A 16,077-nucleotide genomic window follows, 5' to 3' on the forward strand; every position below is an offset into this window, starting at 1 on the left:
ACTGCAGGCCCACCCCCATCGCGGCACCCTCCACCTCGGCCATAGCTCCACCGGCGGGCTCACCTTCACCTTCACCTTCACACCGTGACGCAACATCGGCCGACTCAACTCTGCTGCCCTCACACCTGTCCCCGGGTGATCGGCGCCTCGCACGTGCCGGAATCCACCGGCCGGACCGTTCACCGAGGTTGATCTCCGACGCGGGTTGCCGACACTGCCCACCGGCGAGTTGGTGACCACGGGCCCGAGCGTCCGGCGTTCCACGTTTGCCGACACCTCGCCACTCAGCCGGTCCTACCGCGCTCGGTCTGCCTCGGAGGCGTTCAGTTCGATTCGCCGCAGCGACGGCAGGAGCAGGGGCAGCAGCATGGCAACCACAGTCAGGGCGCCACCGGTAACGGCCACCGCCGCGACGCCGAACGCCGCAGCGAGGAGCGGGGCGGACAGCTGGCCGACAGGGATCGACGCAAAGGACCCGAACTCGTCGTAGGCACCGACCCGGGAGCTCAGCCGTTCCGGGACGTGAATGTGCCAAACCGTCGACCACACAACGGTGAAGAATTCGGCGGCCACCCCGGCAGCGAATGCCGCCGCAGCCAGCCAGAAGGTGTTCGCACCAGTGCCGAGGAGAATCAGCGGTACGGCGACCAGGGTCATCAAGCACATGGCCGGCACCATGGGCCGCCGGACCGTCAGCCTCACCATCACCATGGTGGCGAGTAGTGCTCCGGCGCCGCGGGCGCTCAGCACCAGGCCCCAACCGTCGGCGCCGATCGTGTCGGCGGCGATCACAGGGCCGAGGATGTGCCACACGCCCATGTTGACGGCGTTGAAGACGGCGAAGGCCAGCGTCACCGACCATATCCACGGCCTGGAGCTGAAGTAGCCCCAGCCCTGGCGCAGGTCGCCGAGGATCGTCGGGCCGCCCTTGGTGCGGTGTGGCAGGTCGGGAAGTGACATCCGGGCGAAGCAGGCGGCCGCCAGGAGGAAGGACACGGCGTCCGCAACTATCGCCCAGCCGCCTCCGACGGAGACGGTCAGCAGGCCGGCAGCACTCGGGCCGACCATCCGGGTGATGTTCCTGGCGGAGGCCAGCAGGGAGTTGGCCTGCTGGATGCCGCGTCCGCTCGCCAGCTGCGGAACGATGCCGCGCAACGTCGGGGTGGTCAGCGCCTGGAAGATCCCGTTGAGGGCTGATAACGGCAGCAGGAACGCGGGATGTTGGTGGGTGAGGAGGAGGATCGCCACGCCGGCCTGACTGATGCCGGCACCCAGGCTGGAGAGGCGCAGCACGATGTCGCGGCGGTAGCGGTCCGCGATGGCGCCGCCGAGGATCATCATCGAGATCATCGGAACCATGGAGGCGGTGAGGACCGCGGACAGCCATACCGCGCTGTCGGTGACCTCCAGGACACCGAAGGCCAGCGCGACGGGCGACATGGCGCTGCCGGCCATGGAGATCGACCAACCGGCGAAGAACCACCGGAAGGCGGGGGAACGGAGCGGCTGCCCGGACGCGAGACCGGTACTCGACGACGATATTGCATCGGTTTGAGTCGCTTCGGAATCCCGATTCTCAGGCGTATCTGCTTCGGGCACGAGGGGCGACGATGCCAGCGCGTGCGGGATTTATCAAGCAATTCATCGGAGTGGGTGACCGGCACCCGGCAGGGGTCGTGTCATCCCGACGCAAGGCCCCGCCGCGTTTCGACCGAAGTCGCGGGCCCGGGAGACGGCCGCCTCGAACGTGGCGTGGTCACCGAAAGTGGCGTGGCCACCGTGACGTCGCCCGTTGGATCAAGGGCGAGCGGGGAGCGGCACGTCACGGTATTCGTCTGTGTCTTCGGTGCTTGAGCCGCCCGTACCGGCTGGTCCGCCAGCTGTGGATCGTGCTCTCACTGAGTGCCGTTGAGCACCTCAGTTGACGAGGGCCGGCCCTCGACCTCAGCTTTACCGGTGTTCTGATCGGCCCGCTGCCAGGCAGGGTCTACTCGTTACCTCCATGCCCGGGTGGCCACCCGATCACGCCTTCCGCTTGAACATTACGCAGGGACGCTCCCTCGAACCGGGCACCGGTGACATCGGTCAGTCCGAAAGGGGGCATGCCAGTGTTCACGCTTCCGAGCCTGGCGTCGGTCAGATCGGTGTCGCGCATGTCAGCATCCCGTAGATCGCATCCGGCCAGGCTGACCCCACGCAGTGAAGCCCCGCGCAGATCTGCGCCGCTAAGGTCGCAGAACTTGAACCAGCCCCCGTCCAGGGTGGCGTGACGCAGATCGGCCCCGATGAACGAGCAGCGGGTGAACCGCAGCCGCGACGTGCGAGCGGAAGCGAGGTTCTGGCCGGTGAAGTCCTCACCGTTCACGGCCGCATAGCTGCGGAGCGCGGCAAGTCTTTGTCTCGTGGTCACGGGCTGGGTCACGTGCGCCAGCGTGTCAGCCGCGTCGGTGGCCGTCGCCCGAATTTCCGGCGTTCGCCGCCCGTCGGCCGATCACACAGGTCCGGGCCGATCCGGGTACGGGTACGGCCGCCCGTGATCACCGGTGTGAAGACGGAAGATCATCTGGAGGCCGCAGGTCATGGCATACATCCCGTCTGTCTCCGGGGGCGTTCGAGGGGACCGATGGGACGCATCGCCGGCCCCCGCCCGCCAGGATCGAACCCCGGCGGGTGGGCCGGGCGGTTGGTGCTGAAACTGTTGGCGGGCCTTCTGCGCCAGAACTGCTGGACGACCGCGGAGCGGGCCGGGGATTCAGTCCCGACGCGGTCGCGTCGGCGCACCAGTCAGGGAAGACGGTCGCCGAGAGGGAGGCCGGCTTCACCGCCACGGGACTGGGCTCTGTCTCAACGCGGTCCACTACGACTACCGTCGGCCAATCCCACATCTTGACTCGGCGCTCTCCTGACGGGCTTGCGGCGGATCTTGGGGAGGTACGCGAGAGCCCCGTGGTGCGCCGGCTGATGAGCCCGCCACAGCCACTACCAGCGACGACTCAATTCATGATCACGAAGTGCGTTGGAGTGCTAGCTCGAGTTGGGACCCTGGAGGGATCATGGGCGGCACCCCGGCACGAGCCACCATCAGCGCGGACGCATCGGCAGCGACAGCGACAGCGGGACCGTATGCCGGCCTCACCGCGTGCCCGAACCCCAGACAGGCAGACATTCCGGTGCAGCCAGGACCGACAACGCGCGCCACACTGCATGCCCTGAGAAACAGTCAGGACCTGTGGATCGGCACGTCATGGGGACTTGTTGGTCGCGTCCTGATTCCGGGCCGGCTTCTTCGGCGGGTCGTTCGATTTCGAGGCCGACGACCCGTCGTACACAGGCACCATGACGATGACCTGGCACCTCACCGCAGCCGGTGACGGAACAGAGGTGACCGTCACTGCCACGGACGTGCCACCCGGCATCGACCAAGCGGACCACGAGGCCGGCATCGCCTCCTCACTGGCCAATCTGGCGTCGCACCTCGAAGCGGTCGGCTGACTCGAGTCGGCTGCGCACGGGCCCGCCACGATGCTTTCCCAGGGGGACCGATTGTCAAGATCAGTGGCTCGGTTGTCTCCGTGCAAGCGGGCGTGAGTCTCGGGTCGTTCGACGAGGTTTCCGCATTCGAAGCGGCGCCTGTCCGGACCGGGCGACGAGGTGAGGTGCGCTGCTCGCGCGCCCGCGGGCCTGGGCCGATTCGCCTCGCCTCGTCCTGGCGCCCAGACCGGCGGGCGGGTCGTGACACCACCGCATGGCAAGTTCAAGAACCCGCCCATCGCGGTCATTGCTTGCCGATTCCCTCACCAGAGCATCGACCAGCGGATGGATCGCGCAGGATCTCGCAGGCGCCCCGCAGCTCCTCGACCGCTGACTGACAGCGAGCCCCGCTGCTGAGGCGGTATGGGAGGCCGCGATGGACGCCCGATGCTCAGGCCTGTCTCCTCGATCTTGTCCGGCCGCACCACTCTGTCGGCGCCGCAGAGGTGGGAAGGTATGAGCGTCCGCATTTCGCAACGGGAGAGATCCTTCGGCATGGCCGTCATCCACCGCACCGCCCTTGAACCGACCAAGCTGGAACTGCTCACCTCCTGGCTCCCCTCCTGCCCGTGGTACCGGGGCGGCGCAGGCGAACCGGAGTTGGCCAAGTCCGGCGGCTTCCGGCTGGACGACCCGCAGGGTGAGGTGGGAATCGAGTTCATCGTGGTCACCGACGCCTCCGGCTCCCACCCAACCACCTACCTGGTGCCGCTCACCTATCGCGGTACCCCGCTCGACGGGTCGGAGCACGCCCTCGTCGGCACCATGGAGCACGGGGTGCTGGGGCGGCGCTGGGCCTACGACGGCTGCCACGACCCGGTGTCGGTCGCCCAGTTGTTCGCCCTGATCGAGGGCCGGGCCCAGGCCCAGGACCAGAACACCAGCGACACCCCCGACCGAGAAGTTTCCTGCTCCTACACCGGTGAAGGCGCGACCTCCGCAGCCTTTACCACCACCGCTACGGACGACCAGGAGAGCACCGCGCTGGCTGTCCCGCATGGTGCAATCCTCCGCTTGCACCGCGCCCTACGTCCCGCCCAGGATGGTCCGCCGTTCCTTCCGCAGGGAGCGACCGGCCACATCTCCGGTTCCTGGCGCATGCTGGATGGCACCCGAGCCCGGGGGCTGTTCGCTGTCTTGCACGGGGGCTCCCCGGCCTAGCGGTGTCTTCTCGAACGCTTCGGTTGGTGGCGGACGTGCGCACGCGATACATGATTTCGGTCGGCAGACGGCGCCTGGGAGAGGCTGCTTCCGCATGTGCAGGCCGTCACTGACGCCGCAGGCGACATCGACTGGGACATCAACGTTGACTCCACCTCGGTTCGTGCCCATGAGCACACGGCCGGGGCTCCCCCGATGCCATCATTGCGGGTGTGAGCTTCCCCGACGCTGCACCCAACGCTGACCTGGTGCATGACCGCTGGCGCGCCCGGGAGGCGCCTTACGGCGACGTCATCATGTTCGCCGACGGATCCCTGTCGGTCATGAGTCTCACGCGGTTCTCTCCCGCCGGCCGGCTCCATGACATGCGTGCCGAGGACTGGCAGTGGTGGGAGGTCCTACGGGCCACCGCGTGGACCCCCAGTGAATGGATGGACGTCGATACGACGTTTGCCTCATGCGTCTACGGCGGAAGCCGTGCCCTGGCAGGAGAATCATCGGACCACGGCAGTATCGGCTGGGTCGCCCTGACCCTGGACGATGACCACCACACCCTGGAATGGATCGCGGTCTCCTGCGCGTCCAATCCGTTCACCGAAGTCACTCTGGACGCAACCACAGTGACCGCCACCAGCACCCTGGGCCGCATCTGGACCTTCCCCAGAAGCACCCCCCAGCAGGTGAAGATCAGCGAAGATCCGGCGTATACCTGGTCCTAAGGGCTGTCCCGTGCGCTGATCCACCAGGGATTACGCGACAGCCCTTAGACCATGTCCTATGTGGTGAGGCGGGCGAGAAGCTCCTATAGATCGTCAAGTTGCCTGTGGGATCGTTCGGGTGGTGTGGATCATGTGGGGCAGGTGCCGGTAGATCTCGCGAGCGACGAACCGTTTCAAGCAGCGCAATGATGTCCTTTTTGACCATCGGTGTGGGTGTCGACGCCCCCGATCACCGCTATCTCATCTGCTGTCATGCTGAGTTGCGCTGCCTTTCCGACTGCCGAGTACGGGAGGGCACGGGCCGGTCGGGCAGACGGACAAGACAGTGATGGGACCTCTAGCCAGGCTCCTATGAAGTCACAGAAGCCCGGCCGGCCACGCGCCGGACGGCACCGCCCGGACGGCCGACAATTCTCATCGAGGACAGCCTGAGCGTCAGTCGTTTGGAGAGTCAGGCCATCGGACGGTGCCATCACCCATCCTCACTGTCGTTTGTAGCGGCAGAGGGCGGCGGCGAATCACTCGACGTACACGGCGGACTCGCGCACCCACCAACCGTCGCGACGCCTCTAGCAGCCGCAGCCCGCTGCCGCCCACGGAGGAGGAGACGGAGAAGCGCAAGACGGCCGAGGAGAAGCGGGAGGCCAAGCCGGAGGGTGAGGGCAAGCCGAAGCCGGTTGCGAAGAAGGCGGCAGCCAAGCCCGTGGCCCCGGCGCGGCGAATCGGCGCAGCGGCCAAGAGCACAACTCGCAGGGCTCCCGCACAGAAGAAAGCGGAGCCCGTGGCGGAGCCGGCCAAGAAGACAGAGGCCGCAGCGGCGAAGTGAGGCAAGGGGGCCGGGCCCCCGCCTTCCTGGTGGAACAGCGGGCGCGGCCTGGGACCTTCAGCCGCACCCGCTGCATCTCATGCTCGGCCAGAGGATCTCCTTACGCCCGAACGCGGCGAGGGACGGATCCGCGACCTTGAAATCGGTGAAATCATCAGACATGGAGGCTTGTTGAGCTCAGAACATTGTGGTGGATGTCCATGGCCGCCGTGCTCTTGTTCAGCGTGATGTAGTGCAGGCCCGGAGCGCCCTCGGCGAGCAGACGCCCGGCCATGGCAGTGGCGTGCTCGACACCGATCCGGTGGCCTGCGGCCGGATCGTCACGGGCCGCATCGAGGCGGTGCGCGAGATCCTCGGGGAAAGCCGCGTGCGACAGTTCGGCGAACCGGCGGATCTGGCGTACGTCGGTGGCCGGCATGATCTCCGGGATGATCGGCACGTCGCAGCCCGCGGCGGCCACTCTGTCGCGCAACCGCAGATAGTCCTCGACGTCGAAGAACATCTGGGTGATCGCGTATTCGGCGCCCGCCCTGCACTTGGCGACGAAGTGCCGGATGTCGCTGTCCCAGTCCCGCGAGCGCGGATGCTTCTCCGGGAAGGCCGCGACGCCGATGGTGAAATCCCCCAGGGAACGCACCAGTTCGACCAGCTCACGGGCGTGGGTGAAGCCGTCCGGGTGCGGAGTCCAGGGGCCGTTCGGGTCGCCGGGCGGATCTCCGCGCAGGACGAGTACCTCGCGGATCCCCGCGTCGGCGTACTGGCCGATGATGTGGCGAAGCTCGACCACCGAGTGCCCCACGGCGGTCAGATGAGCCACCGGACGCAGCGTCGTCTCGGCCACGATCCGCCGTGTCAGTTCGACCGTCCGCTCTCGCGAAGACCCGCCCGCCCCATAGGTGACGGACACGAAGTCGGGAGCAAGCGGCTCGATACGACGGATGGCCCGCCACACCGTCTGCTCACCCTTGACCGTCTTGGGCGGGAAGAACTCGAACGAGAACCTGGGCGATGGGATGGTGGATGACGATGTCGTCGGCACAGTCATGACACATGCGCAAGCTGCGGCTCAAAGGATTGGGCCGCGTCACTGCCGTACGTCTGGTCAATGCGGGCGACCAGGTCCGACGAGGTCAGCTTGTACTCCTGGGTGCCGACCGACTCGAGCACGGTGGTCGCCATGGCGCAGCCGAGCCGGGCGGCCTGCTCCTGCGGCCATTCCCACGCCGTGCCGGCGAGGAACCCGGACCGGAAGGCATCTCCCGCGCCCGTGGGGTCGATGATCCTCTCCGTGGGTACGGCCGGCACTCGAAGGTCCGGGGCACCTGAACTGGCGAGGGACACTCCGGCCTCGCCCAGCGTGGTGATCCAGGTACCGACCCGGTCGAGGAGGTCTTCCTTCGCCCATCCCGTACGTTCGATCAGCAGGGCGGCCTCGTACTCGTTGGTGAACAACCACCGTGCCCCGTCGACCAGTTGACGGGCCTGGTCGCGGTCGATCCGGGCCAGCTGCTGGGAGGGGTCGGCGGCGACGGGGAAACCGAGGCGGTGGGCCGTGGCGGTGTGCCGCAGCATGGCATCGGGATCGTCGGCCCCGACCAGGACGAGCGCGGGCCCGCCGGTGAGGCCGGCGATCTCCGCCAGGTCGATCCGAGGGGCTTCGGCCATGGCGCCGGCGTAGAAGGTGGCGATCTGGTTCTGGTCCTGGTCGGTGGTGCACACGAAGCGCGCGGTGTGCAGGGTGTCGCTGACCCGGACCGCGGACGTGTCGACGCCGTGCGCCCGCAGCCAGCTGTCGTACTCGGCGAAGTCCAGGCCAGCCGCGCCGACCAGGACCGGGTCGAAGCCCAACAGCCCCAGCCCGAAGGAGATATTGGCGGCGACACCGCCTCGGCGCACCTCCAGCCGGTCGGCGAGGAACGACAGGGAGACCCGCTCCAACTGCTCCTTGATCAACTGCTCGGCGAAGCGACCGGGAAACACCATCAGATGGTCGGTCGCTATCGATCCGGTCACGGCGATACGCATGGACAGCACTCCTTGAACCTGAGGCCGGGATGGGGGATGGAACGGGTCCCGTGACAGGCGCCACGGGGAAGCGGTGCGCGGCCCGGGGAAGCCGCGCACCGCTGGCTGGTGTGCCGGGGCCACCCCCGGGGTTCCACCTCAGCCCGCCGCCGCTGCCTTGCGCAGGGCGTCGGTGCGATCGGTGCGCTCCCAGGTGAAGTCCGGCAGCTCGCGGCCGAAGTGGCCGTACGCGGCGGTCTGGGCGTAGATCGGGCGGAGCAGGTCGAGATCGCGGATGATCGCCGCCGGGCGCAGGTCGAAGACCTCGGTGACGGCGGCCTCGATCTTCGACACGGCGACCGTGTTGGTCCCGAAGGTCTCCACGCGCAGACTCACCGGCGCGGCCTTGCCGATGGCGTACGCGACCTGGACCTCGCAGCGCGCGGCGAGGCCGGCCGCGACCACGTTCTTGGCGACCCAGCGCGTCGCGTAGGCAGCCGAGCGGTCCACCTTGGACGGGTCCTTGCCGGAGAAGGCGCCGCCGCCGTGCCGGGCCATCCCCCCGTATGTGTCGATGATGATCTTGCGGCCGGTCAGTCCCGCGTCGCCCATCGGGCCGCCGATCTCGAAGCGGCCGGTCGGGTTGACCAGGAGGCGGTAGTCGTCCGTCTCCAGCTTGATGCCCTCGTCGGCGAGCTGCTCAAGGACGTGCTCGACGACGTGCACGCGGATGTCGGGGGTGAGCAGGCTGTCCAGGTCGATGTCGCTCGCGTGCTGCGAAGAGACCACGACCGTGTCCAGACGGACCGGCCGGCTGCCCAGGTACTCGATGGTGACCTGGGTCTTGCCGTCGGGCCGCAGATAGGGGACGGTGCCGTCCTTCCGGACTTCCGTCAGACGGCGCGAGAGACGGTGGGCGAGCTCGATGGGCAGCGGCATCAGGGTGGGTGTCTCGCTGGACGCGTACCCGAACATCAGGCCCTGGTCGCCCGCACCCTGCCGGTCCAGTTCGTCGGCTGCCCCACCGGTGGCGGCGCCCTCCAGCCTGGACTCGTACGCCGTGTCGACGCCCTGCGCGATGTCCGGGGACTGCGCGCCGATCGACAACGACACCCCGCAGGAGCCGCCGTCGAAACCCTTGGCCGAGGAGTCGTAGCCGATGTCGAGGATCTTCTGCCGCACCAGTGTGTTGATGTCGACGTAGGCGGAGGTCGTCACCTCACCCGCGATATGCACCTGACCGGTGGTTATCAGAGTTTCGACCGCGACGCGCGATGCGGGATCGTGCTGCAGCAGTGCGTCGAGGATGGTGTCGCTGATCTGGTCGGCGATCTTGTCGGGATGCCCCTCGGTCACGGACTCCGAGGTGAACAGGGTGCGGGACATGACACTCCAAGGCGGGTAGGTGGGCACGTGGCAGCACGTGGTGCGCTGTGCGCCCTTCGTGACTCTTCGTCTCGTGGTCTCCTGAGCACGGCGGCGCACGTGGTATCGGCCTACGTGCGCGGCCCCTGGTGGGCGGAGTTGGACCTTCTTCGCCCCGTTCCCACCAGAGGCTTCGCGTGTTTCTTACGCCGGGCCGGTCGTGGCGGTACCCTCGGTGCTCTGTCGCTCACCGCATCCGTCGCGTTGCCCGGGGGCCTCAGGGACGGGCAGCCCCACGCGAGATCAGCGGCTCGTGCCGTTGCTACTGCGCCGGTCCGGTCTTGCGGAAGACCCAGTAATCGGCGCCCTCTTCGGCTATGTAGTTGGCGTTCTTCAGCTTGAACTCCAGAGAAGCCAGCTCACTGACCTCGCGCGAAAGGGCGAAGTCCTCGAAACCCGTTTCGGCGGCGTAGCTGCCGCGGGTGGACACCAGGATCAGCCCATCGTTCTGGGCGTACTCGATCAGGGTGAGCAGCGCCGTCGGGCGCACATGACCGAGCGTGAACACGCCGCTGCTGACTACGATGCCGTACTGGCCCAGGCGCTCGTCCCGTACGGGCGCCGCGAGGTCCACGCCACCGTAGACCTTCCGGTACGCATTGGTCTTGCGGGCCTCGGCAGCCATGTTCTCCGAGAGATCGACGCCGTCGATCACGTAATTGCCCAGGGTGCTCAGGACACTGCCGACGAGGCCGGTGCCGCAGCCGGCGTCAAAGATGGTCGTGTCCGGGGCCCCATAGGCGGAGGCGAGCAGGTGCACGAAGTTGGCCGCGACCCTCGGCGCCACCCACTTCTGATCGGCCAGGTCAACGTCGTACTGCGACGCCCAGTCCTCGTAGTAATTCTTGAGCCCTGGGGAATTCTCGAAGAAAACGTGCGACCGCTTGATGTTCGTGAACGAGCTGCTCATGGAATTGTCTCCCTGTCGGGCCGGGCCAACGATCATGACCATTCTTTTCTCGTCCCGCTACGTGACCGCGGGCACGTCCTGTGCTTGCGATTTTTCGCTGTCGCTGTCGCCGCTGCCTCTCGATCGTGAATTCTTCACATCGAACACCATGTAAACGCAGATTCCGGCGAGAACAAACAGGGCGCCGCCGACCTCTGTCCAGGTGGGCATCCGATTCTCCACCGGCAGACTCAGGATCGCTCCGAAAATCGTCTCCGTGGCAAGTAACGGCCCGACCAGTGGTACGGGGATGCCCTCCGCCGCCTTCACCCAGATGTATGTGCCCCACCAGGAGGCGATGACACCCAGGAATACGCACCACGCGATAATCTTGAACAGCGGATATGGCTGAAAAGTTTCGTCAGGCGTGGAGGCAATGGCGAAGGGCAACAGCACCATAGAAGCACCACCTGCCCCCATAGCCACCAAACCCGCCCAAATCATGGGGTCAGGCTTCGTCTCCCAGGTCCGCTGCGACTGGGCGTTGCGGACCACGAAATAGGACCAGGTCAGCATGGCAATAATCGCCAGCAGGATCGCGAAGATTGAGTCGTTCGCGACACCCGAATCCTTCCCCTGAATGAAGTCCGAGACGCTGAGGAGAGTAAGCCCGACGAGGATCAGGATGACCGGTGCGATCAGCTCGCTCCACGACATTCGCTTTTCCGCGAAGTTGCCGGCCACTGCGATCGTGATCGGTGAGGATCCCACGACGACCGCAGTGATGAAGCCGCTGTCCATCGTCGCAGAGTAGGAAACGCAGATGTAGAAGACGAAGTACCCCACGAAACCGATGTACAGGCCGAAGAGAATCCGCCGGACCGGCATCAGCCTGAGCTGGCTCCGGCCTCTGTACAGGGCATAGAGACCGCACAGGCCGAACAACGAGTACCGGCCGGTGACCAGGAGTAGCTCACTCGCGGGCTTGACGGCGGCCGGGGCGACGAAGGCGAAGGCCCAGAGCAGGGCGGCCGTCAGCGCGGCGATCACGTTTTTCCGTGTACTTCCCATTACAGATTCGGTTCCAGTGTGCGAAGTTCATCGGAGCCGAAGCCGTTCTGCCTCAGCCAGTCCGGGTTGTAGATCTTTGAGATGTACTTGTTTCCGCTGTCCGGCAGGACCGTGACGATCGTTGCCGGCTCCGCCAGTGACCTGGCGACCTGGACAGCGCCCCACACATTCGCCCCCGAGGTGCCGCCGCACATGAGACCCTCACGTTTCGCCAGGTGCTGGCACGTGGCGAAGGCATCGGCGTCGGTGAACTGAATCACGTCATCGATCGCCGAGAAGTCCATGCATTCCGCCAGATGGTCCTCACCGGCGCCCTCGACGAAATACGGAGCGACCTGCGAAGGATCAACGACGCCATCTCGGAAATAGCGGTGATAGATGGAACCGGCCGGATCGAGCAGCACGGACCTCACCGACGGATTCTTCAACTTCAGGAACCGGGAAGTCCCGGAGATCGTTCCTCCTGTGCTCCCCGATGCGACGAACGCCGTCACCGAAGGACCGAGCGCATCCCAGATCTCAGGACCCGTCGAGCGGAAATGGGCCTCCGCGTTGAGGGGGTTGTCGTACTGATTCAGCATGAACGAGCCCGGCGTCTCGGAGTGGATTCTCCTTGCGCACGTCACGTAGTGCTTCGCGGAACCGGGCGCAGCCGAGGTCGGACAGACGATCACCTCCGCCCCCATCGCGCGCAGGGCGTCCTGTTTCTCCTTGCTGACCTTGTCAGGCATGGTCAAGATGGCGCGGTAGCCACGTGTTGCCGCGATCATCGCGATCGCCGCACCGGTATTTCCGGAGGTATTCTCCACGATCGTCGCGCCCGGCTTGAGCAGGCCGCGGTTCTCTGCATCGGCCAGGATGTAGCTGACGATGCGGTCCTTGATGCTGCCTCCCGGGTTCATGAATTCAACCTTGGCGAATATCCGAACATCGGCCGGAATATCAAAGGTCCTCAGTTCGACGAGGGGCGTCGTGCCAATGCTCGACTGGATATTCATGCCGACTCCTTACTGAGTGGCGCTGCGGGAGGAATTTATCCAGGCATGACGGGTGAATCGAAAGGGCGGGAACAGGGTGCGGTGGAGCGTCATTTCGTCGGGTATGTCGCAGAGACCGGTGAGGCATCGGGCACCGTGATGCGGGGTTCGTGCACGGCGGGGACGCACGGGAGGTGACTCCTTCATCGCCATCCCCAGGGCAAGACCTCGCCGGTGTCTTTCCGGATGCCTCACCGGGTCTCTGTCAACGTGCCGAAGGTGCGGAGAAGCAGGGTCAGAGCGCGGAATCCGGGATCTTGACAGAGTCAAGAATCGCGACCGTATGACCCACCCTTTCACCCTTCTCCACCAGAGCCAGGGCATCCACCGCCGATATCTCGTACGGCGACAGCTCCTTCTCGATCTGCAGAGCCTGCGCACCAGCTGCCGCGACGGAAATTCCCTCGAAGGCCTCGCGCAGGACGTCCACCGGGTAGAAGTGGAACGGCCCCAGCCCTTCCCGTTCCCACTGGGCGAATCCGCCGACCACCTCGTGCGGCTCGGACTGGACCTTCCACGTGTACGTCAGGATGCTGCCGTTGTATCCGGCCGCTCCGGAGAGAGCCAGAATCTCGGACAGCGGCACGCGCGCACCGATCGACGACAGCGCGCGACCGCCGACCCGAAGGACCGGATGTGCCTGCTGCAGAGCAAGGTAGTGGAGCGTTACAAGGTTCTTCTCGGCGAAACCGGGAATCTCCTCACTGCGCTCCGCGATGAAGGTCGAACTCGTCTGGCCATCAGCCAGATCACCGCTCCCCATCATCGGGATATTGGGGAGATTCTCATAGATCACATCGACTTCCGACACCTTGCCGACCAGCGGGGAGAGTATGTCCCCGGCACCTCCGATCAGTTCGACATCCTGACTCAGGAGGTTGCTCTGAATGTTTTCCCTCGCATGTGCGAGAACATCTTCGTGGAGGTCGGTGAAACCAACGGTACGTGCTTGCAATATCTCTACAGCTGCCAGGACGTCCAAGCCTGCACCCGTCCCGATCGTGCAGAACTGCGGGGCGAGGACGCCCATCTGTGCAAGCGTCTTGAAGGCCGGCACAGCAACGCTCGCGACCCAATCGGCGCGCGGGTCATCCGCTTTCGGAAGGTACGAATGATCCGAGAGCTTGAGCCCTATGGATGACCTGATCCGTTTCGTTTCCCCGACCTGGAAAAACTCGCCCGGCGAAACTACCAGCTCGACATATTCGATCTGCTTAACCATCTCGGCCTCCTAGACGTGGCGACAGCTCAACTTCTACGAGAGCTTCCGGCCTGCCCCGAACCGGCGAACAGCCGACAGGCACACGAACCGGCCTGCACCCAGGGGGGATTGGCAGAAAGTAGATTGCGCCCTTTACGAGGAACGGCATCCCGGTGGAAGTGACTTCACTATCGTCAACTCCAGGAAAGCTGTAAAGGGTCGCTCTGTTGCCTCTTAGGATGCAACGGCAGAGGCACCGTGAAGAGTCTCTGCGGGGGCTCTCCCATAACCGCTGGTCGCGGGCGAGATGATCTCGCTGTGCCTGCTGTTGAATCACACGGCACCGGAACCCGTGCTGGAGGGACCGTTGCCGTTCCGCACACTCCGGGCCGACAGCTCCTCGAAGGTGTCCGCAAGAACCATCACGAACGGTGGGCTCGCGCTGCGGCAGCGGCCGCATCCGGACCGGCAGCCCAGAGATCCCGGGCTGTCCGATGCCACGTCGAGCCACGCAGTCATGAGCGCTTTGTGGCCATCGACGCGGGAAGAAAGGTCGCTCCGAGCCTCGGGCGTCGACGGTCTCCCCCTCGCCGTGAAGCACGCGACCTGCGACTCTACCGAGGCCGCCTTCTACCAGACATATCGTCAGAAGGCAATAGGAAGGGCTTTCCGGCCACCCCGGAGGGGGGTCGTTGACACCGGAATGATCGGCTCCCTAGCATGTAGCTATACCGGTGGGTATATGTCATCGCCTCCCCCTCGAAGGAGTGCACGCGTGTCGCTCCAACTGTTCAGCACAGCGCCCGACGGGGCCTCAATTCCTGGCGGACAGCGCGTCGTTGGTCTAACAGAACGCCAGCGGGGTGGCACGTGGCGCACGAGGACGGAACCGCCCGCCCATGGAGAGGGAAGAGAGCCCGTGAAGCCCGTCTACATCCGCGAGGACGCCGAACTGCAACGTGAACACCTCTCGGCCGCCTGCCAGTCCTTGTACCAGCGCGGCTGGATGCCAGGAACGTCGGGCAGCATCTCGATGCGATCGGGTGAAGCGGCCGTGATCACGGCCGGCGACCTCAGCAAGTGGATGATGACTCGTCAGGACACAGTGATGGTTGATCCCTTCAGAGGGCTGCCGTTGCTCGGGGAGGTCGAATGGCCCCCCGCCGAAACTCCCGTACACCTCGCGATCTACCAGCGACTGCCCGACTGCGGCGCTGTGATCCACGCGGACACACCGTGCTCCGCGGCTATTTCCGCTCTCGCCGGGAGCGCCGGTCGAGGTGGCGAAGTGGACTTTCAGGAGCTCGGAATGGCGACCGGCCTCGCCGTGTCGGATCCCCGCCTGACCGTGTTGCCGGCCATTGAGGACTGGCACGATGCGCCCGGCATCGCCAACGACGTGATCACCTGTCTCGGTCTCGATGAGCCGACCGCCGACGCCCCGCTGGCTCTGCTCATCGAGCGGCACGGCATATTCACCTGGGGCCGTGACGCCGACGAGGCGTGCAGCAGGCTGGAGTGTGCTGAAGAGCTCAGTCGCCTGCTGCTGGAGAGCGTCGACGGCCCTGGTTTAGCGACGGTGAACGCACGGTGACGCTGCTACAGATCATGCCGGAGGACGCACCCGAGACGGCGAAAGTGCGGACCGACGACCTGGATGTCATCCGCAAGGAGCTGCTCAGGATCGGTGTACGTTTCGCGCGGTGGCACGCCGCCCGCAGGATTCCGGCCGGTGCCGACGACTCCACCATCATGAAGGCCTACCGGAGCCACATCGACCACGTCAGCGCCGAGGGCGGCTCACAAGTCGTTGACATCGCGCGCATGACTTCCGCGCCGACCGACCCGGACCGGCCCCAGCAAAGGGACCCCGGCCGTGACAAGTTCCTGACGGAGCACTTCCACGACGAAGATCTGGTGCGCTTCGTCGTAGTGGGGGCCGGCTGCTTCTATCTCCATGCCGCGGGCCACGTGCACGCGATGCTGTGCACAGGGGGGGACCTGCTGTGCGTACCCAGCCGGACGGCGCACTGGTTCGATGCGGGAGCGCGTCCGAGCTACACCGCCATCCGTTTCTTCCAGGAAGACAACGGCTGCGCCGCCCGGTTCCTGCCGGACAGCATCGCCGACCGCTTCCCAACCCTCGACGATCTGCTGGCGACAACATGAACGGCAGCTCCGTCCTGGTCCCACGGCCATCTTCGACGACGGGC

General features: G+C 65.9%; 13 protein-coding genes and 2 pseudogenes. 6 read left to right on the top strand and 9 right to left on the bottom strand.

The window, feature by feature from the left end; translation table 11 throughout:
• Positions 1-294: 294 nt before the first annotated feature.
• Positions 295-1,599: an MFS transporter gene (locus ACFWBQ_RS12795; protein WP_385487059.1), complete on the bottom strand. Its 1,305-nt coding sequence runs from the start codon at positions 1,597-1,599 to the stop codon at positions 295-297.
• A gap of 388 nt (positions 1,600-1,987) precedes the next feature.
• A complete protein-coding gene (locus ACFWBQ_RS12800) occupies positions 1,988-2,365 on the bottom strand; it encodes a pentapeptide repeat-containing protein (protein WP_385487061.1) in 378 nt (125 codons plus the stop codon).
• Between the two features lie 956 nt (positions 2,366-3,321).
• On the opposite strand from ACFWBQ_RS12800, the pseudogene ACFWBQ_RS12805 reads away from it, so the two are divergent.
• The 4 genes and pseudogenes from ACFWBQ_RS12805 to ACFWBQ_RS12820 form a co-directional block, all read left to right on the top strand.
• Positions 3,322-3,492 (top strand): annotated as a pseudogene (locus tag ACFWBQ_RS12805) (SRPBCC domain-containing protein); the annotation flags it as partial.
• Positions 3,493-4,026: 534 nt separating this feature from the next.
• Positions 4,027-4,692, top strand: a complete 666-nt coding sequence (locus ACFWBQ_RS12810; protein WP_385487193.1) for a 1,4-alpha-glucan branching protein — start codon at positions 4,027-4,029, stop codon at positions 4,690-4,692.
• Between the two features lie 60 nt (positions 4,693-4,752).
• Positions 4,753-4,881, top strand: a pseudogene (locus ACFWBQ_RS12815) (IS5/IS1182 family transposase); the annotation flags it as partial.
• Positions 4,882-4,904: 23 nt separating this feature from the next.
• Positions 4,905-5,411 (top strand): hypothetical protein, encoded by a 507-nt coding sequence (locus ACFWBQ_RS12820; protein WP_385487063.1) that lies wholly within the window; start codon positions 4,905-4,907, stop codon positions 5,409-5,411.
• A 980-nt stretch (positions 5,412-6,391) separates the two neighbouring features.
• Here ACFWBQ_RS12820 and metF read toward each other — a convergent pair.
• The 7 genes from metF to ACFWBQ_RS12855 all read right to left on the bottom strand — a co-directional run bounded on the left by metF (position 6,392) and on the right by ACFWBQ_RS12855 (position 13,885).
• Positions 6,392-7,282, bottom strand: a complete 891-nt coding sequence (gene metF / locus ACFWBQ_RS12825; protein WP_385487065.1) for a methylenetetrahydrofolate reductase [NAD(P)H] — start codon at positions 7,280-7,282, stop codon at positions 6,392-6,394.
• Complete coding sequence (locus tag ACFWBQ_RS12830) at positions 7,279-8,262, bottom strand: carbohydrate kinase family protein (RefSeq protein ID WP_385487067.1); 984 nt, start codon at positions 8,260-8,262, stop codon at positions 7,279-7,281. Before ACFWBQ_RS12830 ends, metF begins: the two co-directional genes overlap by 4 nt.
• 138 nt (positions 8,263-8,400) lie before the next feature.
• Complete coding sequence (gene metK, locus ACFWBQ_RS12835; protein WP_385487069.1) at positions 8,401-9,627, bottom strand: methionine adenosyltransferase; 1,227 nt, start codon at positions 9,625-9,627, stop codon at positions 8,401-8,403.
• A 301-nt stretch (positions 9,628-9,928) separates the two neighbouring features.
• On the bottom strand, positions 9,929-10,576 hold the full coding sequence (locus ACFWBQ_RS12840) for a class I SAM-dependent DNA methyltransferase (RefSeq protein ID WP_385487071.1): 648 nt from the start codon (positions 10,574-10,576) through the stop codon (positions 9,929-9,931).
• A 57-nt stretch (positions 10,577-10,633) separates the two neighbouring features.
• A complete protein-coding gene (locus tag ACFWBQ_RS12845; protein ID WP_385487073.1) occupies positions 10,634-11,605 on the bottom strand; it encodes a DMT family transporter in 972 nt (323 codons plus the stop codon).
• A 20-nt stretch (positions 11,606-11,625) separates the two neighbouring features.
• Positions 11,626-12,624, bottom strand: a complete 999-nt coding sequence (locus ACFWBQ_RS12850) for a PLP-dependent cysteine synthase family protein (protein WP_385487075.1) — start codon at positions 12,622-12,624, stop codon at positions 11,626-11,628.
• Between the two features lie 274 nt (positions 12,625-12,898).
• The gene (locus ACFWBQ_RS12855) at positions 12,899-13,885 is read right to left on the bottom strand and encodes a class I SAM-dependent methyltransferase (RefSeq protein WP_385487077.1); all 987 of its coding nucleotides are present in this window, start codon (positions 13,883-13,885) and stop codon (positions 12,899-12,901) included.
• An 898-nt stretch (positions 13,886-14,783) separates the two neighbouring features.
• Between ACFWBQ_RS12855 and ACFWBQ_RS12860 the strand changes: the two genes are divergently transcribed.
• Both ACFWBQ_RS12860 and ACFWBQ_RS12865 read left to right on the top strand, forming a co-directional pair.
• The gene (locus tag ACFWBQ_RS12860) at positions 14,784-15,458 is read left to right on the top strand and encodes a class II aldolase/adducin family protein (RefSeq protein ID WP_385487079.1); all 675 of its coding nucleotides are present in this window, start codon (positions 14,784-14,786) and stop codon (positions 15,456-15,458) included.
• Between the two features lie 14 nt (positions 15,459-15,472).
• Positions 15,473-16,033: a cupin gene (locus tag ACFWBQ_RS12865; protein WP_385487081.1), complete on the top strand. Its 561-nt coding sequence runs from the start codon at positions 15,473-15,475 to the stop codon at positions 16,031-16,033.
• The last annotated feature ends 44 nt before the right edge of the window (positions 16,034-16,077 follow it).

Source organism: Streptomyces sp. NPDC060035 (genome assembly GCF_042736635.1).
In the GTDB taxonomy this organism is placed as follows: Bacteria; Actinomycetota; Actinomycetes; order Streptomycetales; family Streptomycetaceae; genus Streptomyces.